At 60.6% G+C, this 21,179-nt stretch carries 14 protein-coding genes; 12 read left to right on the forward strand and 2 right to left on the reverse strand.

Features of this window, described 5'->3' with window-relative positions; genetic code table 11:
* Positions 1 to 57: 57 nt before the first annotated feature.
* Positions 58 to 753, reverse strand: coding sequence for a pirin family protein (locus C6Y56_RS13885; RefSeq protein WP_169430368.1), 696 nt, complete (start codon positions 751 to 753; stop codon positions 58 to 60).
* Positions 754 to 1,032: 279 nt separating this feature from the next.
* Between C6Y56_RS13885 and C6Y56_RS13890 the strand changes: the two genes are divergently transcribed.
* Positions 1,033 to 3,507 carry a UvrD-helicase domain-containing protein gene (locus tag C6Y56_RS13890; RefSeq protein ID WP_169430369.1) on the forward strand — a complete coding sequence of 825 codons (2,475 nt, stop codon included), beginning with the start codon at positions 1,033 to 1,035 and terminating at the stop codon, positions 3,505 to 3,507.
* Between the two features lie 59 nt (positions 3,508 to 3,566).
* Here the strand turns inward: C6Y56_RS13890 and C6Y56_RS13895 are convergent, their stop codons facing one another.
* Positions 3,567 to 3,839, reverse strand: coding sequence for a DUF1652 domain-containing protein (locus tag C6Y56_RS13895; protein WP_169432639.1), 273 nt, complete (start codon positions 3,837 to 3,839; stop codon positions 3,567 to 3,569).
* Positions 3,840 to 4,103: 264 nt separating this feature from the next.
* Here C6Y56_RS13895 and C6Y56_RS13900 point away from each other — a divergent pair, with 264 nt between their 5' ends.
* The 11 genes from C6Y56_RS13900 (at position 4,104) to C6Y56_RS13950 (ending at position 21,137) form a co-directional block, all read left to right on the forward strand.
* Entirely contained in the window at positions 4,104 to 4,919 is an 816-nt protein-coding gene (locus C6Y56_RS13900; protein ID WP_169430370.1) for a helix-turn-helix domain-containing protein, read from the forward strand.
* Positions 4,920 to 4,970: 51 nt separating this feature from the next.
* On the forward strand, positions 4,971 to 6,377 hold the full coding sequence (locus tag C6Y56_RS13905; protein ID WP_169430371.1) for an NAD(P)/FAD-dependent oxidoreductase: 1,407 nt from the start codon (positions 4,971 to 4,973) through the stop codon (positions 6,375 to 6,377).
* Between the two features lie 29 nt (positions 6,378 to 6,406).
* A complete protein-coding gene (locus C6Y56_RS13910) occupies positions 6,407 to 6,751 on the forward strand; it encodes a cupin domain-containing protein (protein WP_169430372.1) in 345 nt (114 codons plus the stop codon).
* Between the two features lie 56 nt (positions 6,752 to 6,807).
* Entirely contained in the window at positions 6,808 to 7,893 is a 1,086-nt protein-coding gene (locus C6Y56_RS13915) for a polyamine ABC transporter substrate-binding protein (protein WP_169430373.1), read from the forward strand.
* Positions 7,894 to 8,282: 389 nt separating this feature from the next.
* Positions 8,283 to 9,740 (forward strand): serralysin family metalloprotease, encoded by a 1,458-nt coding sequence (locus tag C6Y56_RS13920; RefSeq protein ID WP_169430374.1) that lies wholly within the window; start codon positions 8,283 to 8,285, stop codon positions 9,738 to 9,740.
* 92 nt (positions 9,741 to 9,832) lie between these two features.
* A complete protein-coding gene (locus C6Y56_RS13925) occupies positions 9,833 to 10,261 on the forward strand; it encodes an AprI/Inh family metalloprotease inhibitor (protein WP_169430375.1) in 429 nt (142 codons plus the stop codon).
* A gap of 205 nt (positions 10,262 to 10,466) precedes the next feature.
* The gene (locus C6Y56_RS13930; RefSeq protein WP_169430376.1) at positions 10,467 to 12,251 is read left to right on the forward strand and encodes a type I secretion system permease/ATPase; all 1,785 of its coding nucleotides are present in this window, start codon (positions 10,467 to 10,469) and stop codon (positions 12,249 to 12,251) included.
* On the forward strand, positions 12,248 to 13,597 hold the full coding sequence (locus C6Y56_RS13935; protein WP_169430377.1) for an HlyD family type I secretion periplasmic adaptor subunit: 1,350 nt from the start codon (positions 12,248 to 12,250) through the stop codon (positions 13,595 to 13,597). Before C6Y56_RS13930 ends, C6Y56_RS13935 begins: the two co-directional genes overlap by 4 nt.
* Positions 13,598 to 13,599: 2 nt before the next feature.
* The gene (locus tag C6Y56_RS13940; RefSeq protein ID WP_169430378.1) at positions 13,600 to 14,967 is read left to right on the forward strand and encodes a TolC family outer membrane protein; all 1,368 of its coding nucleotides are present in this window, start codon (positions 13,600 to 13,602) and stop codon (positions 14,965 to 14,967) included.
* A 42-nt stretch (positions 14,968 to 15,009) separates the two neighbouring features.
* Positions 15,010 to 17,961, forward strand: coding sequence for an autotransporter serine protease (locus tag C6Y56_RS13945; RefSeq protein WP_169430379.1), 2,952 nt, complete (start codon positions 15,010 to 15,012; stop codon positions 17,959 to 17,961).
* Positions 17,962 to 18,050: 89 nt separating this feature from the next.
* Positions 18,051 to 21,137: an autotransporter serine protease gene (locus C6Y56_RS13950; RefSeq protein ID WP_169430380.1), complete on the forward strand. Its 3,087-nt coding sequence runs from the start codon at positions 18,051 to 18,053 to the stop codon at positions 21,135 to 21,137.
* Positions 21,138 to 21,179 lie beyond the last annotated feature (42 nt).

Raw genomic sequence — 21,179 nt, forward strand, 5'->3', positions numbered from 1 at the left:
GCTGAATAGAAAAGGGCGACCTCAGAGGTCGCCCTTTTTTGCCCGTCATTCAGCCGATCAGGCCAGATCCACCAGCACGATTTCACAGTCTTCAATCGCTGTGACGCTCAATACCGACTCATGGCTTACCGCCACACCGTCTCGAGCTTGTGCACGCAAGCCGTTGACTTCAATCACACCGGTGGCCGGTACAAGGTAGGCGCGACGCCCCTCGTCGAGTCGATATTCAGCGGTTTCCCCGGCCTTGATAGTGGCCGCCACCAAACGTGCGTTGGCGCGAATCCGCAGACTTTCATCGTCACCGTCCTTGCCGCTGGCGAGCGTCACGAAACCTTCGCGCTCACCTTTGGGGAACGGTTTGGCGCCCCAGGAAGGCGGTGCACCGGTTTCGGTCGGCAGAATCCAGATCTGGAAGATTTTGGTGGCGGTCGCTTCCAGGTTGTATTCGCTATGGGCGATGCCGGTGCCGGCGCTCATTACCTGAACGTCGCCGGCTTCAGTGCGGCCCTTGTTGCCCAGGTTGTCCTGGTGGGTGATCGCACCTTCGCGCACGTAAGTGATGATTTCCATGTCCCGGTGCGGGTGAGTGGGGAAGCCGGTTCCCGGGGCGATGATGTCATCGTTCCATACCCGCAGATTGCCCCAGCTCATGCGCTGCGGATCGTAGTACTCGGCGAACGAAAAATGGTGATGGGCATCCAGCCAGCCGTGATGGGCGCCGCCCAGCGAGCTGAAGGGTCTGAGTTCAAGCATGATCTTCTCCTCAAAAGGTTCGTCATGGGGCGTTTCGGCCGCAGCCACGAAGCGAGACCGGTGATTGATGGCGAGCATCATCTATCAACCGATAATCGAGAAAAAGCGTAAAAAGTGCCGTATTCCCATCGAATTGACTGATGTTATAAATCTCGAAACGCTCTCATGCAGCCTTCAGTTCATCGCCTAACTCAATGACCTGTAAGCATTTCGCTAGAACTCAACGGCAAATGCAGACACCATAGCCCTCAACAGCCTCAGCCTCTGGAGTCCGTCAGCGTGGCGCAAAATACCCCCGATCTTCCTCCCGAACTTCGTCCCCTGGCCGAGATGCCGTGGTTCAAACGCCTGGCGGCGCGTTTCCTCGGGCATGGTCTGACGCAATTACGCGCCCAGCATCGGGCATCGTGGCTGCACGGTCAGGCCGACGGCTTTCGCAGCGGGCACACCGCGGGGTTCGATTACGGCTACAAGGAAGGCAAGGCTGAAGGGCTGGAAGAGGGCCGGCAGGTCCTGTTGATCCGCGACAGCCGCAGCACTGAGCACCGTGCGCCGGGCATCGACAACCACCTGTTCGATGACTGGCGCCTGCCACTGACGGCCGAGCTGAAGAAACGTATGAAGGCTGACGTCGCCCGTTTGCTGCCGGCCCGTGCCCAGCCGAGCGTTGCGCAGTGGAAAATGATTTTCAGCGATACGCCGTCAACGTCGGTAGTCGCTGGCGCCGGGGCTGGCAAGTCGACCACGCTGGTGCTGCGTATTCTGCTGCTGACGCACTATCTGGGCTTTGAGCTGGACTCGATGACCGTGGTGACCTTCACCCGGGAGTCGCGCAAGGACTTCATCAATAAACTGATCGAACTGTTCGCCTTGTGGGGACAGGCCATCAGCCAGAAAACCGCCCGGGATCTGGTGCGCACCTTTCACTCGCGGATTCTGCCGATGGTGCGCAGCCTGCCAGGGTTCGAGCGCTTGCAGGCGTTCGAGAATCTCAGCCACCGGCCGCAGGGTGCTGAAGACGACGTCGACAGCAACCCGTTCGATCTGCGGATCAACGACGCCCAGCGCCAGCAGCTCAATGCCTGCTATTACCGCCTCTACACGGATAACGAGCGCTTTCGCCAGTTGGTCCAGCCGTTGTCCCGGCATGCCTTGCAGCTCAAGGAGCTGGAGCGCGATCACCCCGACGTGCAAAAACGCATGGCAGTGACCGAGCTTGCCGCTAGGCGCGACGAAGAACTGTGCGACGTGATTGAAGACCTGTGGTTTCGTGCCGGTGCCTGGCCGATAAAAGGTGTCGAGCCGAACCGCCAGGCGTTCGAGATCAACGGCTCGACCTTCCATTGTCATGGCTACATTCCAAGTCTCGATGCCTGGGTCATCCTGGGGTTCGACCCGAAGGAAAACCCGCAAGTCTGTCGTCCCGATGCCAGGCTGACGGTCCGTGCAGAGTGGGCAGTCAAGCGCACCCTGTTTCAAGCTTTCTGTCGTAAGCCATTGATATGGCTCGACAGTTATGAATCTTCGCGACGAGTTCTGGCTTCCTTGGCCGGCGATGCGAGTGCCGGTCCGGGGTTCGATTACAAGGTCAAGGGCGAACTCGTGTCTGCCCCGTTGCTCGACTGTTTTGTCGCCGCCGCCGGGTTTATCGAGAACCTGGGGCTGGACGTACCGGACGCCGTTGGTCGCATGAGTTTCGCCAAGGATGATCCTGACCGGTTTTTCTTCGAGGCGCTAAGCCTGTTCTGGCGTGCGCTGGAAGATCACTTGCTCGATCAGAAACCGCCGATCATGACCTACAACCGCATGTTTGCGCTGTTCAGCGAGCATTCGCCGGAGAACCTCAAGCTACTGAGCGATGAACTGCTGCGCCCCATGTCGCACCTTATGATCGACGAGTTTCAGGACGTTTCACCGCAGATCGTCTCGTGGATCCGCTCCAGCCTTGCGGAGATCCGCAGCCGTGGCCCGGCCATGCACGTCGGACGCGGGGCGCAGCGTTCGTCCTTGTTGTGCGTGGGGGATGACTGGCAGTCGATCTATGGCTGGCGCGGCAGTTCGCCGAGTTACTTTATGGAGTTCAACAAAGAGTTCTCCTCGCCAAGCACGACGCGGGTGATGCTCAGCGACAACTACCGCAGCCATCAGCACATCATCGATGCCGCCGAACACATTGTCCGTGCCGCACCGGCGATCCCGGGCAAGAAAGCAAAAGCCAGTGGCGAAGAGAAGCCTTTGCAACCGGTCAACGTGCTGGAGCGCGATGATCAGGCACTCGGCCAGCGCCTGGCGGAGCATTACAGGAACGGTGATTCGATCCTGATGCTTTATCGAAAAAGTAGCGATAAGTCATTGATAGAACATCATATTCAGTCAGTAGTTAATGTTGATTCGAGCTTGCCGTACGAGTCTCGACGCTTGAAACAGCTGACCTATCACAGCGCCAAAGGCTTGCAGGCCGATGCGGTGTTCTTGCTCGGTGACTGCCAGCACCTCACCAGTTCGCCCTACAAGAATCAGGTCTACCGCATGGCCGGACTGGGCAAGTCCGGTGACAACGAGCCTTACGACACGGCGCAGAAGGACGAAATCCTGCGTCTGGCCTACGTCGGCATCACCCGTGCCGTGAGCCATTGCTACTGGTACGTCGAGCCGCAGGATGCCCAAGCGGTGAACATGCCGCGTGCGTCGGACCGGGTCGCCAAGGGCAAGCCGTTCTTCGTCGATCACCGATCGGAAAAGAAAACCGCTTGAATCGATTGCCCATGAAAAAGCCCGCACTCGGCGGGCTTTTTTTGTTTTAAATCATCAGGTTATGCGTAACTCTTGAGGGAATCCGGAGGTATGAAGGCCTCCAGCTCATCCTCAACGGCCTCGATTATTCGCTCGACATCCGCCGCATTCATCACCGTGGCACAGGGAATGCCGGCAATGGCGATCATGGTTTCGCCGCTGGCCCGGTCGAACAGGCGGGCAATCATGCTGCCCGGCGCGTCCATCGTGGCCTCGAAACCCATAGGATGAAAATGCCAGCGCATCAGCTGGCAGGCATTGGGGAACGTGACTTTGCTTGACCCTTTGTTCATGTATTGCCCGCCTTCTTCATCGAGCGCTTCCGTTTGCTCATGGTAGGTGGGAAGAGCCTTCATTGGCTCAACCGGTGACTGTCCTTAAAAGTAGCACCTGGATGTGAAAAACCTGTGAGATTTTTCAGGCCGTTTGGCGATTGCAGGGATTTTTTTGATGTAAGTCACGGCTGATGAAAATGTCGCCAAAATGCCACTATGCGCCGCTTGGTTGATGACGCACGCGAAGTTGGGCAAGCTCGGTTCTTTTGCCAAGAGTCCCTTATGCACGCCGATGATGACGGCCCGCAGCAGACCCCGGCCACGGCCGAAACGGTCATGCGCTATCACCTGTGCTGGAAACACCGGGATCTGGACGGCGTCATGGCGCTGTACCATCCGGACATTCAGTACAACGATTTTTTCCAGAACCGCGTGCTCGGTCTCGACGAGTTGCGTGAGTACGTTCGCGTCAGCATGCCCCGTGAATCCGACGAAGCGCTGGAGCATTGCGACCGGATCCGCATCGACGGCAACACGGCGTTCATCCAATACGAAGTGACCCTGCGTGGCGGCAATGGTCTGGTGTCGTTCCGTTCCAGCGAAGCGATTACCGTCAAGGACGCCAAAATCTGGCGGGTCAACGAATACGCATCACTGGTGCGCGAGCAGGGCTCCAGTACCTCGACGCCGAGTCAGCGTCCGGCGGCGAGCCGACTGGGCCTGTCGCCACGACAGTTGAGTTTCATGGCCGAAGACCTGCAGCAGTATTTTCAGCGTCAGCAGCCTTATCTCGACCCCGAACTCGACCTGCAACGCGTGGCGAAGGAGTGCGGTTACAGCCGCAATCAGATTTCTTATCTGCTGAATCAGGTGCTGGGGCAAAGCTTCTATCGCTACGTCAACCAGGCACGACTCCAGCATTTGCTGCAAGCGCTGGATAACGCCGCGCCGCCGCTGCGCATTGATGAACTGGCGTTCGCTGCCGGATTCAACTCGTTGTCGGCGTTCTACAGCTGTTTTCGCCAGCACACCGGGCAGTCGCCCAAGGCCTACGCCAAACAAATTTCTTTGCGGACACGCGCGCAAGACAGTCCTTGAGGTCAGCCACTAGGATCGACGCCATCGAAATCTGGATTGGCGGAGTCTTGCATGCCGGCGTGGCGCACTATCAGTTTGTGGATGGATCAACTCGACGAGCCGCTCAGCGCGCGGCCGGCACTGGAGCAGGACCTGGACGTCGACGTGGCGATCATCGGCGCCGGCTACACCGGGTTATGGACGGCGTACTACCTGAAGAAACTGGCGCCGGGACTGGATATAGCCATCGTCGAGGCGCAAACCGCCGGATTTGGGGCCTCGGGTCGCAACGGTGGCTGGTTGATGGGCAATCTGCTGGGCGAGGATCGCCTGCTGGCAGGGTTGTCGCCACAACAACGCCGCGCTTCATTCGACCTGTTGCACAGCATTCCCGATGAAGTGGAAATTGTCCTCGAACGCGAAGGTATCGACTGCGATTACCGCAAAGGAGGGGTGCTGTACTGCGCCGCGCGCTATCCCGAGCAGGAAGCCAATCTGCGCGACTACCTGAAAAAGCTCCACGCTCAGGGCCTGACCGACGACGATTACCGCTGGCTAAGCCCGGAGCAACTGGCGCGGCAGTTGCGCATCGCCAAACCCTACGGCGCCATCTTCGCCCAGCATGTGGCGACCATTCACCCGGCAAAACTGGTGCGCGGCCTGGCGCGAACCGTCGAACGCCTGGGAGTGAAAATCTACGAAAACAGCCTGGTGACCCATTGGCAGGCCGGCAGCCTGCGCACCGACAAGGCCAGCGTGCGCAGTCGCTGGATCGTCCCGGCTATCGAAGGTTATTCCGTCACACTGCCACCGCTGGGCCGTTATCAAATACCGGTGCAAAGCCTGATCGTCGCCACCGAGCCGTTGCCCGCTGCGACCTGGGATGAAATCGGCCTCAATCGGGGCCAGGCTTTCAGCGAGTTCAGTCGCCAGGTCACCTACGGCCAGCGCAGCGCCGATAACCGACTGATTTTCGGCGCCCGTGGCGGCTATCAATTCGCCGGCCAGTTGCGCCACAACTTTGATCTGACCCGGGATGAAGTGGAACTGCGACGCTATCTGTTCGGCGAACTGTTCCCGCAACTGAAAAACGTACAGATCACCCACGCCTGGGGCGGCAACCTCGGCATGTCCCGGCATTTCAAACCGCACATGCTGTGTGACCGGGCCAACGGCATCGCGCTGTCCGGCGGTTATGGCGGGGAAGGCGTGGGGGCCAGCAACCTCGGCGGACGCACCCTGGCCGATCTGATCCTCGAGCGCGACACCGAACTGACCCGTCAGCCATGGGTTCTCCCCGACGGTGGAATCCACGCGTTGCGAGCGTGGGAGCCGGAGCCGTGCCGCTGGCTCGGCTACAACGCGATCATCAAAAGCTTCGTCCACGAAGACCAGACCTTGGCCAACCCGGCGACGGCGCCTTGGCGGCGCAAGCTTGCCAGCCGGGTGGCCGGGTTCATGGAAGGTTTCATGCACTGAACGATGTTTACTACCAGACAGGTAACGCCATGAGCATCACCCAATTCAAGAACACCCCCATGTTGCAACTGGACGAGTCCAATCCGGTGGCCGTGCCGCTCGGCACTCCGGTCGCGGTGGCATCGACCACCAGCGTCGAGCGCGACGACGGCGTCGAAACCGGCGTCTGGGAATGTACGCCCGGACGCTGGCGGCGGCAGATCACCGCCCAGGAGTTCTGCCATTTCATTTCCGGTCGCTGCAAGTTCACCCCGGACGACGGCAGCGAAACCCTGCACATACAAGGTGGCGACGCACTGATGTTGCCAGCCAACACGCTCGGGATCTGGGACATCCAGGAGACCGTGCGCAAGACCTATGTCCTGATTTTCTGACGCTTTGATCCTTTTGATTGCCTGCCAACAACAACAGCCAATACAGGAATCGATCCATGATCCGAAAGACCCTCGCTCTCGCCCCCTTGATGCTCGCCGTGTCCCTCGCTCAGGCCGCGGATACGGTCAAGGTTTATAACTGGTCCGATTACATCGCACCGGACACCGCCAAGAACTTCGAAAAGGCCAGCGGCATTGGCGTCACCTATGACGTCTACGACAGCAACGAAACCCTCGACGGCAAGCTGATGACCGGTAAATCCGGTTATGACGTGGTGTTTCCGTCCAACCACTTCATGGCGCGGCAGATTCAGGGCGGGGCGCTGATGAAACTGGACAAGAGCCAGTTGCCGAACTGGAAAAACCTCAATCCGGTATTGCTCAAGGCCTTGCAGACCAACGATCCGGGCAATGAACACGGCTTCCCCTATCTGTGGGGCAGTACTGGCATCGGTTACAACATCGCCAAGGTCAAGGCCGTACTGGGCGATAACGCGCCCGTGGATTCCTGGGACCTGATCTTCAAGCCCGAGAACATGCAGAAACTGCAGAAGTGCGGCGTGGCGATCCTCGACAATGGCCCGGAATTGCTGCCGGCTGCGCTGAATTACCTGGGATTGCCGCACCACAGCAAGAATCCCGAAGACTACAAGAAAGCCGAAGCACTGCTGATGAAAGTGCGGCCGTATGTCAGTTACTTCCATTCCTCGAAGTACACCAGCGATCTGGCCAATGGCGATATCTGTGTGGCGGTCGGCTTCTCCGGCGACATCCTGCAAGCGGAGAACCGCGCCAAAGAAGCGAAGAATGGCGTCGACATTGGCTATGCGATCCCCAGGGAGGGCGCCGCGATCTGGTTCGACATGGTCGCCATGCCCGCCGATGCCCCGGATGCCAAGGCGGGGTACGCCTTCATGAATTACCTGCTGCAGCCCGACGTCATGGCCGGCATCAGCAACTACGTACATTACGCCAACGGCAATGAACAGGCCGACAGCCTGATCGACCCGGCCATAAAGAACGACACCAAGGTTTATCCCAGCCCGGAAATGATGGGCAAGCTGTTTGCGCTGGAAGCCATGCCGCTGAACATTGACCGGATCCGCACGCGGGTGTGGAACAAGATCCGCACCGGCAGCTGACAATCTGTCGGAGCGGGTTATCCCGCTCCGATAGCTGGCAACGTCTATTTAATTGGTTGATATCACTTCGCTGGCACCGCACTAATAAAGTGCGGGAAAGTGAGACGTATCCAACAAAAAAGCAACTTACCGATATTTAATATTTAAATAAGAAATCGTCAGACAATTAGGCAAACTCACCACACTTGCAACATTCTTCCAGCGGCACGCGCTTTGTTTACGGGACTTTTCCGGAAGACTTCAATTTGATCTCGAAAAAACGCTAGACGACAGATTTCAAATTGTGTCAGGTTTCTGATGCCTTCATTGGGCGAGTGATAGGACAATCTCGCCAGAGGTTGTCGCTATCGGACAAAAACTGTTCCATTGCTAAACAAGGAAGTGTGTTTATGTCGAAAGTAAAAGCGAATGCTATTGATACCGCCGAACAGGCTTTCCAGCTGAACGCGGCCCCCCTGGCTGCGCCAAGCTCGGCGTATAACCAGATCAATAGCTTCAGCCATCAGTACGATCGTGGCGGCAACCTCACGGTCAATGGCAAACCCTCCTTCTCGGTGGATCAAGCCGCCACCCAACTGCTGCGAGATGGTGCCTCCTGGCACGACCTCGACGGTAGCGGCAAGATCGAACTGACTTACACCTTTCTGACCTCCAAGACCGCCAACTTCGGTGGCCTGGGCGTTACCGGTTTCAGTCAGTTCAGTTCCCTGCAAAAAGCCCAGGCGGTGCTCGCCATGCAATCCTGGGCCGATGTCGCCAACGTGACGTTTACCGAAGCGGCCAGAGGTGGCGACGGCCACATGACCTTCGGCAACTACAGCGGCGGTCAGGAAGGCGCAGCGGCATTCGCGTTCCTGCCAGGCACCGAGCCAGGCTATGACGGTCAGTCCTGGTACCTGACCGGCAGTGGATACGACGTCAACAAAACTCCAGGTGTGAACAACTACGGGCGTCAGACGCTGACCCACGAAATCGGCCACACCCTGGGCCTGTCCCACCCGGGCGACTACAACGCCGGCACGGGCAACCCGACCTACAATGACGCTTCCTACGGGCAAGACACCCGCGGCTACAGCCTCATGAGTTACTGGAGTGAAAGCAACACCAGCCAGAACTTCAGCAAGGGCGGCGTCGAAGCCTATGCCTCCGGCCCGCTGATGGATGACATCGCAGCGATCCAGAAGCTTTACGGCGCCAACCTGACCACCCGTACCGGTGACACCACCTACGGCTTCAACTCCAACGCCGGCCGCGACTTCCTCAGCGCGACTTCGTCGACGGACAAGCTGGTGTTCTCGGTGTGGGATGCGGGCGGCAAGGACACCTTCGACTTCTCGGGTTTCACCCAGAACCAGAAGATCAACCTCAATGAAGCCTCGTTCTCCGACGTTGGCGGCCTGGTGGGCAACGTCTCCATCGCCAAGGGCGTCACCATCGAGAACGCCATCGGCGGTTCGGGCAACGACCTGATCATCGGCAACAGTGCCGCGAACGAGCTCAAGGGCGGTGCCGGCAACGACATCATCTGGGGCGGCGGCGGTGCCGACAAGCTGTGGGGCGGTTCGGGTTCGGACACTTTCCTGTTCGCGGCCAGTTCCGATTCCAAGCCGGGTGCGATCGATCAGATCCTCGATTTTGTCAGCGGTCTGGACAAAATCGACCTGAGCGCGATCACCAATGGTTCGGGCCTGCACTTCGTCAGCGCCTTCACCGGCGCGGCGGGCGATGCCATCCTGACTTCCTCGGGCGGCAACAGCCTGTTGTCGGTGGATTTCTCCGGGCACGGCGTGGCGGACTTCCAGGTCAGCACCGTTGGCCAGGCAGCGATCAGCGACATCGTGGCTTGATGTGAGCCGGGAAAGCGGCGCGCATGCGCCGCTTTCTTTGCTTGCATCGTCTTGGCCGGTAAGCAAGGCTACGTGCCGGAGTGAAATTTCCTATGATCCAATTCGCTTTTACCCGCAATGCGGCGGCGCACCTGTTGCCGATGCTGATGATGATTTCTGGAGAAACAACCATGGCAAGCAGCCTGAGACTCGAAGACCCATCGGTATTTGCCGGGCCGTGGCAGGCGACACTGAGCGCCCGCAGTGACACCCCCGAAGCGCTAGCGATGCAGGACAAACCGTCGAACACCTGCCAGGTCGACCTTGAGGCCAATCAGACCCTGGGCAAGGGCGCCGATTGTCTGAGCGCGTGGCTGCAAGACAGTGCCATCGGCTGGTTTCCCGATCCCGACGGGCTCTCCATCACCGGTAAAGAGGGCTCAAGAATCCAGTTTTTCAGCCGACAACGTGACGGGCTTTATCTGAGTGCTTTGAAGTCGGGTCTGGTGATTACCCTGGAGCGAGTTGCAAAGCAGCCTTGATTATCGGAACCGGCACGCAGTTTAAATATAAGGCACCTCGTTACAGTTATAAGCCTGCCTTCAATAACTCTGCCGTGGTACTTGGTCGCGAAAGTTGTTGTTGAAGTGTAAGCGGATGCTGTCGGTGTATGTCCCGCTCCGAGCGCGGGCTAATTAATAGAAGACTCGCCAAGTACGGCGGGGAATATCATTTCAGGAATAATCAATGAAGATGGCGAAGGCCCCAGCCACCGCACCCTTATTCAAGGCACTGGGTGACTATAAAAGCATTCTGATCAGCGTCGGATGCTTTACCGCACTGATCAACGTGCTGATGCTGGTGCCCTCGATATATATGCTCCAGGTCTATGACCGAGTGCTGTCTTCGCAAAACGAAACCACCCTGGCGATGTTGTCTCTGATGGTCGTGGGGTTCTTCGCGTTCATCGGCCTGCTGGAGGTGGTGCGCAGCTTCATCGTGATCCGCATCGGCAGCCAGCTGGAGCGCCGCTTCAACCTGCGGGTCTATCAGGCCGCGTTCGAGCGCAACCTGTTCAAGGGGGAAGGCAACGCTGGTCAGTCCCTCGGCGACCTGACCCACATTCGCCAGTTCGTCACCGGGCCGGCGCTGTTCGCTTTCTTCGATGCGCCGTGGTTCCCGGTCTATCTGTTCGTGATTTATCTGTTCAACGTCTGGCTCGGTGTGCTGGCCACCGCCGGCGCGCTGCTGCTGATCGCCCTGGCGTGCCTCAACGAATACATGACCAAAAAGCCGCTGGGCGAAGCCGCCGGTTTCTCGCAGAAGTCCAGCCAGTTGGCCACCAGCCATCTGCACAACGCCGAAACCATTCAGGCGATGGGCATGCTCGGTTCCTTGCGCAAGCGCTGGTTCCAGGTGCATTCGCGCTTTCTCGGCCTGCAAAACCAGGCCAGTGACACCGGCGCGGTCATCAGCTCCCTGAGCAAGACCTTGCGTCTGTGCCTGCAATCGCTGGTGCTGGGCCTGGGTGCCTTGCTGGTGATCAAGGGCGACATGACCGCCGGGATGATGATCGCCGGCTCCATTCTCATGGGCCGGGTGCTCAGCCCGATCGACCAATTGATCGCCGTGTGGAAACAGTGGAGCGGGGCGAAGCTGGCCTACCGCCGTCTCGATTCCCTGTTGCAGGCATTTCCGCCGAGCGACGACGCCATGGCACTGCCGGCGCCGAAAGGCCAGATCACCTTTGAACAGGTCAGTGCCGGCCCGCCCGGGCAACGTGCCGCGACCTTGCACATGATCAATTTCAATCTGGCGGCCGGTGAAGTGCTGGGCGTGCTGGGTGCCTCCGGCTCCGGCAAGTCGACGCTGGCGCGGGTGCTGGTCGGTGTATGGCCGACCCTTGGCGGGACAGTGCGCCTGGACGGTGCCGACATCCATCGCTGGAACCGCGACCAACTCGGTCCGTATATCGGCTACCTGCCGCAGGATATCGAACTGTTCAGCGGCACCATCGCCGAGAACATTGCGCGCTTCAGCGAAACCGATCCGCAGAAAGTCGTGGCCGCCGCACAACAGGCCGGGGTCCACGAAATGATCCTGCGCATGCCGCAAGGCTACGACACGCAACTGGGCGAGGACGGCAGCGGTCTGTCCGGTGGCCAGAAACAGCGTGTGGCACTGGCGCGTGCGATTTACGGCACGCCAAGTCTGGTGGTGCTGGATGAGCCGAACTCCAACCTCGACACCGTCGGCGAAGCGGCATTGTCCAGTGCCATCGTGCAACTCAAGGCCCAGGGCACCACGGTGGTGCTGGTGACGCACCGGTCTTCGGTGCTGGCCCAGGCCGACAAGCTGCTGGTGCTCAACGAGGGCCGTCTGCAAGCCTTCGGTCCGAGCCATGACGTACTCAAGGCGCTGTCCGGCAACCCGCCACAACAGCCACAACAAACAGAAAAAAACGCGCAGGCACCGGGCGGACTCAGCATGAGCCGGCAGTACCAGCCCTCGACAAGGAACTCGGGTGTATGAGCAGCGCGAGCATGAACACAGAAAACGAAGCGAACATGGAACACGCCTACATCACCGAACGCCCGGAGCGCGACGCAAAGTTCTTCGCCCGGATGGGCTGGATTCTGGCGCTGGCCGGGGCCGGCAGTTTCTTTGCCTGGGCGGCACTGGCGCCGCTGGATCAGGGGATTCCGGTGCAAGGCACGGTGGTGGTATCCGGTAAACGCAAGGCCGTGCAGTCGATGAGCAGCGGTGTGGTCAGCCGGATCCTGGTCCGCGAAGGCGAGATTGTGAAGCAGGGCCAGCCCTTGTTCCGCCTCGACCAGACGCAGGTTGCCGCCGACGTGCAATCGCTGCAGGCCCAGTACCGCATGGCCTGGGCCAGCCTGGCACGCTGGCAGGCCGAGCGCGACAACCTCAAGCAGGTGACGTTTCCGCCAGAGCTGAGCGACAACGCCGACCCGCGTCTGGCCCTGGTGCTGGAGGGCCAGCGACAACTGTTCAGCAGCCGCCGTGAAGCGTTCTCCCGCGAGCAGGCTGCATTGCGCGCCAGCATCGAAGGCGCCACGTCTCAACTGGCCGGCATGCGCCGCGCCCGTACCGATCTCAATGCCCAGGCCTCTTCCCTGCAACAGCAGTTGAGCAACCTGCAACCGCTGGCGGACAACGGCTACATCCCGCGCAACCGTTTGATGGAATACCAGCGTCAGCTGTCGCAGGTGCAGCAGCAACTGGCGGAGAACACCGGCGAAAGCGGCCGCGTGGAGCAGGGCATTCTCGAGTCGCGCCTGAAACTGCAACAGCACGGCGAGGAATACCAGAAAGAAGTCCGCAGCCAGCTGGCGGATGCGCAACTGAAAAGCGTCACCCTGTCCGAGCAACTGACCTCCGCCGGATTCGACCTGCAACACAGCGAAATCCTCGCCACCTCGGACGGCATCGCCGTCAATCTTGGCGTGCACACCGAAGGCGCCGTGGTGCGTCAGGGCGAAACCCTGCTGGAAATCGTCCCGCAAGGCACCCGTCTGGAAGTGGAAGGGCACTTGCCGATCAACCTGATCGACAAGGTCGGGACGCACCTGCCGGTGGACATCCTCTTCACCGCGTTCAACCAGAGCAAGACGCCGCGGGTTCCCGGCGAAGTCAGCCTGATTTCCGCCGACCAGATGGTCGATGAGAAAACCGGCGCGCCGTATTACGTGTTGCGCAGCAGCGTCAGCGATCAGGCCATGGAGAAGCTCAATGGCCTGGTCATCAAGCCGGGCATGCCGGCGGAAATGTTCGTGCGCACGGGCGAACGTTCACTCCTCAACTATCTGTTCAAACCGTTGCTCGACCGGGCCGGCTCCGCATTGACTGAAGAATAAGGATGTTCGGCTGTATGAATAAGCTTTCCATGCTGGCGGCAGCGTTCGCGCTGCTCGCGGGCAACAGTGCAGTGGCAGCCATGGGGCCGTTCGAAATCTACGAGCAGGCCTTACGCAACGACCCGGTGTTTCTCGGCGCGATCAAGGAACGTGATGCAGGCCTTGAAAATCGGGCCATTGGCCGCGCCGGGTTGTTGCCAAAACTGGGTTACAACTACAACAAGGGCCACAACACATCGAAGGCCACGTCCCTCGACGAGCGTGCCCGAAACCGTACCGAGGAGCGCAACTACAACAGTTACGGCTCGACCCTGACGCTGCAGCAGCCATTGCTCGACTACGAAGCCTACGCGGCCTATCGCAAAGGCGTGGCGCAGTCGCTGTTTGCCGACGAGAACTTTCGCGGCAAGAGTCAGGAGCTGCTGGTTCGCGTCCTGGACAACTACACCAAGGCCCTGTTCGCCCAGGATCAGATCGACATCGCCCAAGCCAAGAAAAAGGCCTACGAGCAGCAGTTCCAGCAGAACGAGCACATGTTCAAGCAGGGTGAGGGCACGCGAACCGACATTCTCGAAGCCGAATCCCGCTATGAGCTGGCGACCGCCGAAGAGATCGAGGCGCGTAACGAACAGGATGCGGCCTTGCGCGAGCTCGGCGCACTGGTGGGCGTACCGGCGGTGGACATCACTGACCTGGCGCCCCTGGATCAGAACTTCCAGACGTTCGCCCTGATGCCGGCCAACTACGACACCTGGCATGAACTGGCGATCAGCAACAACCCGAATCTGGCGTCGCAACGCCAGGCCGTGGAAGTGGCCCGTTACGAGGTCGAACGCAATCGTGCAGGGCATCTGCCGAAAGTGAATGCCTACGCCGCGATGCGCCAGAACGAGTCGGAAAGCGGCAACACCTACAACCAGCGCTACGAGACCAACACAATCGGTTTCGAAGTCAGCGTGCCGTTGTACGCCGGTGGCGGTGTGTCGGCCTCGACCCGTCAGGCCAGTCGCAATATGGAACAGGCCGAATACGAACTGGATGGCAAGACCCGCGAGACGCTCATCGAACTGCGCCGTCAGTTCAGTGCCTGCCTGTCCGGCGTCAACAAGCTGCGTGCCTATCAGAAGGCGCTTGCGTCGGCCGAAGCACTGGTGGTCTCGACCAAACAAAGCATTCTGGGCGGCGAGCGGACCAATCTGGACGCCCTGAACGCCGAACAACAACTATTTACCACCCGCCGCGATCTGGCCCAGGCACGCTACGACTACCTGATGGCCTGGACCAAGCTGCATTACTACGCGGGCACCTTGAGCGAGCAGGATCTGGCGCGGGTGGACGAAGCATTCGGGCAGGGCCCACGGACGCAATAACGCCGTAACTTTTACACAAAACAACAAAAACGAGTGGTGAACATGGACGTACGCTTCAAGCCGGCATCGGTCGGCACGCTGTTGCTCGCAATTTCTGTCAGCCAGGCACAGGCGCAGTACCTTGAGTCTGGCAAGCCCGGCGACGCCGCCAGTTGGCGATCCGCCGAGTTCCTGCGCGACTGGGGCCTGGGCCGGATGCAGGCCGATCAGGCCTACGCCGCCGGTATTACCGGCAAAGGCGTGAAGGTCGGTGCGCTGGATTCGGGTTTCGACGCCGCCCATCCCGAGTTCGCCGGCGACCGATATCACCCGGTGTTGAGCCGCGGCAGCTATGTCGATGGCTCGCTGTTCAGCGTCAACGGCACACTCAATCCGAACAATGACTCCCACGGCACCCATGTGGTCGGCACCATGGGTGCCTCGCGTGATGGCATTGGCATGCACGGCGTGGCGTTCAATGCGCAGATCTATGTTGGCAACACCAACAAGAACGACAGTTTCCTGTTCGGCCCCAACCCCGATCCGCGCTACTTCAAAGCAGCGTACGACGCCCTGGCCGATGCCGGCGTGCGGGCCATCAACAACAGCTGGGGCAGTCAGCCACCGGATGTCAGTTATCGAACCCTTGCAGATCTGCATGCCGCTTACGCCCAGCACTGGAACAAGGGTACCTGGCTCGATGCCGCCGCCGATGTTTCGCGCCGCGGCGTGATCAATGTGTTCAGCGCCGGTAACAGCGGTTATCCCAACGCCAGCGTGCGTTCGGCGCTGCCGTATTTTCAGCCGGACCTGGAAGGCCACTGGCTGGCGGTATCGGGGCTGGACCAGAGCAATCAGCAAAAATACAACCAGTGCGGCCTCGCCAAATACTGGTGCATCACCACACCGGGCGCGAAGATCGACAGCACCATTCCCGACGGTGGCTACGCGATCAAGTCCGGTACATCGATGGCCGCGCCCCACGCCACCGGGGCCCTGGCGCTGGTGATGGAGCGCTACCCGTACATGAGCAATCAGCAGGCGCTGGAAGTGCTGCTGACCACCGCCACCCAACTGGATGGATCGGTGACTGATGCACCGACCGAACGAGTCGGCTGGGGCGTGGCCAACCTGAAACGGGCGATGGGCGGGCCGGGGCAATTGCTTGGCGCGTTCGAGGCGCGTCTGGCGGCCGGGCAGAGCGATGTGTGGAGCAATGACATTTCCGACAAGGCCCTGATCCAGCGTCAGCGCGAAGACCTCGCCGAACACAGTGCGTGGCAGCAAACCCTGCAAGCCAAAGGTTGGCAGAACGGTGTTCCGGCGGGTGCGAGTCAGCAGGATCAAACCGATTACGCCATCGGCACGGCCCGGGATGCGGCCGCCGCCAATCGGGTGTATCAGGGCAGTCTGATCAAGTCCGGCGCCGGCCGCCTGCTGTTGACCGGTGACAGCACCTATCGCGGTCCGACCACGGTCAATGGCGGCCTGCTGACCGTTAACGGCTCGCTGACCTCTGCGGTCACAGTCAATGACAGCGGCACCCTCGGTGGTTCCGGACGGGTTGGCGCGTTGATCGCCAATAACGGCAGTCGTGTGGCACCGGGCAATTCCATCGGCACCTTGAACGTCGCCGGCGACGTGACCTTCGCACCAGGTTCGACTTATGCGGTGGAATTGTCACCGACGGCCAGTGACCGCATCGTCGCCGGCGGCACGGCGACCATCAGCGGTGCCACGGTCAGCCTGTCTCTGGAAAACAGCCCGACCTTGCTCAGTACCGCCGAAGCGAAAAGCCTGCTCGGTCATCAGTACGACGTTCTGCAAGCCGCCGGTGGCATTCAGGGCCAGTTCGGCGCTGTGGTGCCGGACTACCTGTTTATCGGTGGCAGCCTCGCGTCCACCGGTACCGGGATCACGCTGAGTGTCGAACGCAACGCGACATCTTTTGCCAGTGTCGGCCAGACCCCGAACCAGCGGGCTGTGGCCAGCGCGGTCGAGGGGATGGGCGCAGGCAATGCCGTCTACGAAAGCCTGTTGCTGTCGGCTACCACCCACGATGCACGGCAAGCGTTCCAGCAACTGAGCGGGGAAATCTACCCGGCCCTCGGTTCGGTACTGATCAACGACAGCCGCCAGTTGCGCGATGCGCTGGGTGAACGCCTGCATGACGCGAACACTTCGCAGAGCAATGGCTGGATCAAGGCCCTCGGTGCCTGGGGGACAACCGATTCGCGACACGACACCGCCGGCTACAGCACCTCGATTGGCGGCCTGCTGGCAGGGGTCGACGGCGCGCTGGACGAGCAGACTCGCATCGGTCTGGTCACCGGTTACAGCGACAGTTCGTTGAGCATGGGCTCCGGCACGCATTCTTCGGCCAAGGTCGACAGCTATCACCTCGGTGCCTACGCCGGCCACGCTATCGGTGACTGGCGTCTGAGCACCGGCATGGTCTACAGCTGGCATCGCGCGGACGTGAAGCGCGACCTGCAATACGGCGACGTGAGCGCCAAACAGAAGGCCAAGGTCGACGCCGCCACCACTCAGGTGTTCGGCGAAGCGGCGTATCGATTGAATCTGCAACCGCTGGCTCTCGAGCCGTTCGCCAATCTCGCCTACGTACACCTGGACAGCGACGGTTTCACCGAGAAAGGCGACGCTGCCGCGCTGAAAAGCAATGGCGACCAGCGCGATGCGGTGCTCGGCACCCTCGGTGTCAGGGCGATCAAGACGATCAACCTGTCAGGCTCGCAAAAGCTCGATCTCAGCGGTCGCCTCGGCTGGCAGCACAGCCTTGGCGACATCGAATCCGAACAACATTTGCGTTTCGCCAGCGGCAGCGCGCCTTACAGCGTTGAAAGCTCAGCGCTGGTGCGCGACGCCGCGCTGGTCGGCGTACAGGCCAGCCTGGCCCTGAGCCGCGACGTGCGGGTGAACCTGGATTACAACGGACAACTGGCCAGCCGCGAGAAACAGCACGGCGTGGGCCTGAGCCTGAACTGGCAGTTCTGACTGATCGTTCCCATGCTCCCGCGTGAGAACGATCAGACGATCACTTCAATAGACGGATTTTGTGCAACATCACTAAGGAAGGTCGCTGGATGAAAAATAACAACACCCCCGCGCAATCGGGTGGCTGCTTTCGCCTGAAAACCCTCAACTGCGCCTTGCTCTGCGCCATGGCCACCTGGGGCAGCGCACAGGCTGCGCCCTACGTGGAGAGCGGGCGGGCAGGGGACCCGGCCAGTTGGCGCAGCGCCGAGTTCAAGGCGGACTGGGGCCTGGGCGCGATCGGCGCGGACTACGCCTACGCCGCCGGCTACACCGGCAAAAACGTGAAACTGGGGATTTTCGACCAGCCGGTATATGCCGCGCACCCGGAATTTTCCGGGACCAACAAAGTCGTCACCCTGGTCACCAGCGGTATCCGCGAATACACCGATCCGTACATCCCGGTCAAAGCCGGGGACGCGTTCCGTTATGACGGTTCGCCCTCGATCGGTTCCGACGGCAAGCTCGGTGCCCACGGCACCCACGTTGGTGGCATCGCCGCAGGTAGCCGTGACGGCGGGCCAATGCACGGCGTAGCGTTCGGGGCGCAGATCATCAGTGCCGATAACGGCGACCCGGGGCCGGAAGACGGCATTGTGCGCGGCAACGACGGCGCGGTGTACAAGGCCGGTTGGGATGCCCTGGTCGCCAGCGGTGCACGGATCATCAACAACAGTTGGGGTATCGGCATCACTGACCGATTCGACCGCGGCGGCCGCGACCCTGCTTATCCGCATTTCACCGTCAACGACGCGCAATTGCAGTTCAACGAGATCCGCACGCTGCTCGGCACCAAACCCGGTGGCGCGTATGACGGCGCGATCGCCGCCGCTCGCAGCGGAATCGTGACAATTTTCGCAGCCGGCAACGACTACAACCTGAACAACCCGGACGCCATCGCCGGCCTCGGTTACTTCGTGCCGGACATCGCACCGAACTGGATCACCGTCGCCGCATTGCAGAACAACCCGGATCTGGCCAGCGCCAACCCGTACATCATGAGTACGTTCTCTTCGCGCTGCGGCTACACCGCCAGTTTCTGCGTCTCGGCACCGGGTACGAAAATCTACAGCTCGATCATCGAAGGCACCAACGCCGACAACCTGACGACCGGCTACAAAAACTACAACGGCACCTCGATGGCCGCGCCACACGTGGCCGGCTCCATGGCGGTGTTGATGGAGCGCTTCCCGTACATGTCCGGGGACCAGGTTGCCAGCGTATTGCGTACCACCGCCACCGACCTCGGCGCACCGGGCATCGACGCCCTGTACGGCTGGGGCATGATCAACCTGCGCAAGGCCATTGACGGCCCGGCGATGTTCGTCACTGAACAGGACATTCCCGAAGAGTTCCGCATCCAGGGCGCCTACGGCTCCGGTCAGTTCGTGGCGGATCTGCCGGGAATCGGCGCGATCATCGATGCGGGCAAACCCACCGAACGCGTGTGTAACGACATCACCTGCGGGCTCGACACCTGGCGCAACGACATTTCCGGCCATGGCGGTCTGACCAAGCAAGGAATTGGCACCCTGGTGATGACCGGCGCCAACACCTACACCGGTCCGACGCTGGTGAATCAGGGGCGACTGGCGATCAACGGCTCGCTGCAATCGGCGGTGACGGTCAATGACGGCGGCATCCTCGGCGGTAACGGCCGGATCGCCGCGCTGACTGCCAACAGCGGCGGCACTGTGGCGCCGGGCAATTCCATCGGGACCTTGAACGTGGCCGGTGACGTGACCTTCGCACCGGGTTCGACCTATGCGGTGGAAGTGTCCCCGACCAGCAGCGACCGCGTCGTGGCCGGCGGTACTGCCACCATCGAGGGCGCAACCGTTGCGCTGTCACTGGAAAACAGTCCGACCTTGCTGACCACCGGCGAGGTGAAATCCCTGCTCGGCAGCCAGTTCAACATCCTGCAGGCAGCGGGTGGCATCCAGGGCCGTTTCGGTCAGGTCCTGCCCAGCTATGCGTTCCTTGGCGGCACTCTCGATTACTCGGCAAACGGTGTGCAACTGGATGTCGGGCGTAACGGTGCTTCGTTCGCCAGCGTCGGCCTGACCCCGAATCAGCGTGCCGTCGGTGCCGCCGCCGAACGTCTGGGCGCGGGCAATGCGCTGTTCGAAACCCTGCTGCTGTCGCCGACTGCCGCCGTGGCGCAGGACGCTTTCCAGCAACTGTCCGGCGAGATTCACCCGGCCATTGGCACTCTGCTGATCAACGACAGCCGTTACCTGCGCGATGCCGTGGGCGAACGCCTGCGCGAGCGTGATCTGTTCGACGCCGGCGCGCCGACTGATGATCGCAGCAACGCCTGGATGAAGGTGCTCGGTGCCTGGGGCAAGAGCGACGGCGGCCATGAAAATGCCAACGCCAACAGCTCCATTGGCGGACTGTTGCTCGGTGTCGATGGCCTGATTACTGAAGATACCCGTCTGGGTTTCGTTACCGGTTATAGCGACAGTTCTTTGAACATGGGTGGCGGCACGCACTCGTCGGCGTCCATTGACAGCTATCACCTGGGTACGTACCTGGGGCATCAGATCGACGCCCTGCGCCTGACCGCCGGAGCGGCTTACAGCTGGCATCGCATCGACGTCAAACGTGACCTGCAATTCGCGGGCGTCAGCGGCAAGCAGAAGACCAAGCGTGATGCGACCACCGCACAACTGTTCACAGAAGCCGCCTACGATCTTGGTCTGCAGCCGATGAACCTGGAGCCGTTCGCCAATCTGGCTTACGTGCACCTGAACAGTGACAGCTTTACCGAAAAGGGTGATGCCGCCGCACTGAAGGGCGGTGAAGACAACCGCGACGCCGTATTGTCGACCCTCGGCGTTCGCGCCAAGCGTACGTTTGCCCTGTCGGACAAACATCAGCTGGAGCTGGGCGCGACACTGGGCTGGCAGCACAACCTGAGCAGCGTGGATTCCGACAGCCACTTGGCCTTCGTCAATGGCAACAGTGCGTTCACCGTGCAAAGTGTGTCGATGGATCGAGATGCAGCGGTGGTCGGCGTACGCGCCGGGCTGGCGCTCAATCGCGATGTCCGGGTCAACCTGGACTACAACGGACTCATCGGTTCGAACGAGAAGGACCACGGTGTGGGCCTGACGCTGGACTGGCAGTTCTAAGGTGTAGCGGCAGTTCGGAAAAGAACTGCCGCTTTTTAAAGG

The sequence above is a fragment of the Pseudomonas fluorescens genome, assembly GCF_012974785.1.
Classification (GTDB): Bacteria; Pseudomonadota; Gammaproteobacteria; order Pseudomonadales; family Pseudomonadaceae; genus Aquipseudomonas; species Aquipseudomonas fluorescens_BT.

What these genes read in the sequence shown, in the direction of transcription:
- C6Y56_RS13885 (WP_169430368.1), bottom strand. Translation starts at nt 753, where the DNA reads ATGCTTGAACTCAGACCCTTCAGCTCGCTGGGCGGCGCCCATCACGGC.
- C6Y56_RS13895 (WP_169432639.1), bottom strand. Translation starts at nt 3,839, where the DNA reads ATGAACAAAGGGTCAAGCAAAGTCACGTTCCCCAATGCCTGCCAGCTG.
- C6Y56_RS13900 (WP_169430370.1), top strand. Translation starts at nt 4,104, where the DNA reads ATGCACGCCGATGATGACGGCCCGCAGCAGACCCCGGCCACGGCCGAA.
- C6Y56_RS13905 (WP_169430371.1), top strand. Translation starts at nt 4,971, where the DNA reads ATGCCGGCGTGGCGCACTATCAGTTTGTGGATGGATCAACTCGACGAG.
- C6Y56_RS13910 (WP_169430372.1), top strand. Translation starts at nt 6,407, where the DNA reads ATGAGCATCACCCAATTCAAGAACACCCCCATGTTGCAACTGGACGAG.
- C6Y56_RS13915 (WP_169430373.1), top strand. Translation starts at nt 6,808, where the DNA reads ATGATCCGAAAGACCCTCGCTCTCGCCCCCTTGATGCTCGCCGTGTCC.
- C6Y56_RS13920 (WP_169430374.1), top strand. Translation starts at nt 8,283, where the DNA reads ATGTCGAAAGTAAAAGCGAATGCTATTGATACCGCCGAACAGGCTTTC.
- C6Y56_RS13925 (WP_169430375.1), top strand. Translation starts at nt 9,833, where the DNA reads ATGATCCAATTCGCTTTTACCCGCAATGCGGCGGCGCACCTGTTGCCG.
- C6Y56_RS13930 (WP_169430376.1), top strand. Translation starts at nt 10,467, where the DNA reads ATGAAGATGGCGAAGGCCCCAGCCACCGCACCCTTATTCAAGGCACTG.
- C6Y56_RS13935 (WP_169430377.1), top strand. Translation starts at nt 12,248, where the DNA reads ATGAGCAGCGCGAGCATGAACACAGAAAACGAAGCGAACATGGAACAC.
- C6Y56_RS13940 (WP_169430378.1), top strand. Translation starts at nt 13,600, where the DNA reads ATGTTCGGCTGTATGAATAAGCTTTCCATGCTGGCGGCAGCGTTCGCG.
- C6Y56_RS13945 (WP_169430379.1), top strand. Translation starts at nt 15,010, where the DNA reads ATGGACGTACGCTTCAAGCCGGCATCGGTCGGCACGCTGTTGCTCGCA.
- C6Y56_RS13950 (WP_169430380.1), top strand. Translation starts at nt 18,051, where the DNA reads ATGAAAAATAACAACACCCCCGCGCAATCGGGTGGCTGCTTTCGCCTG.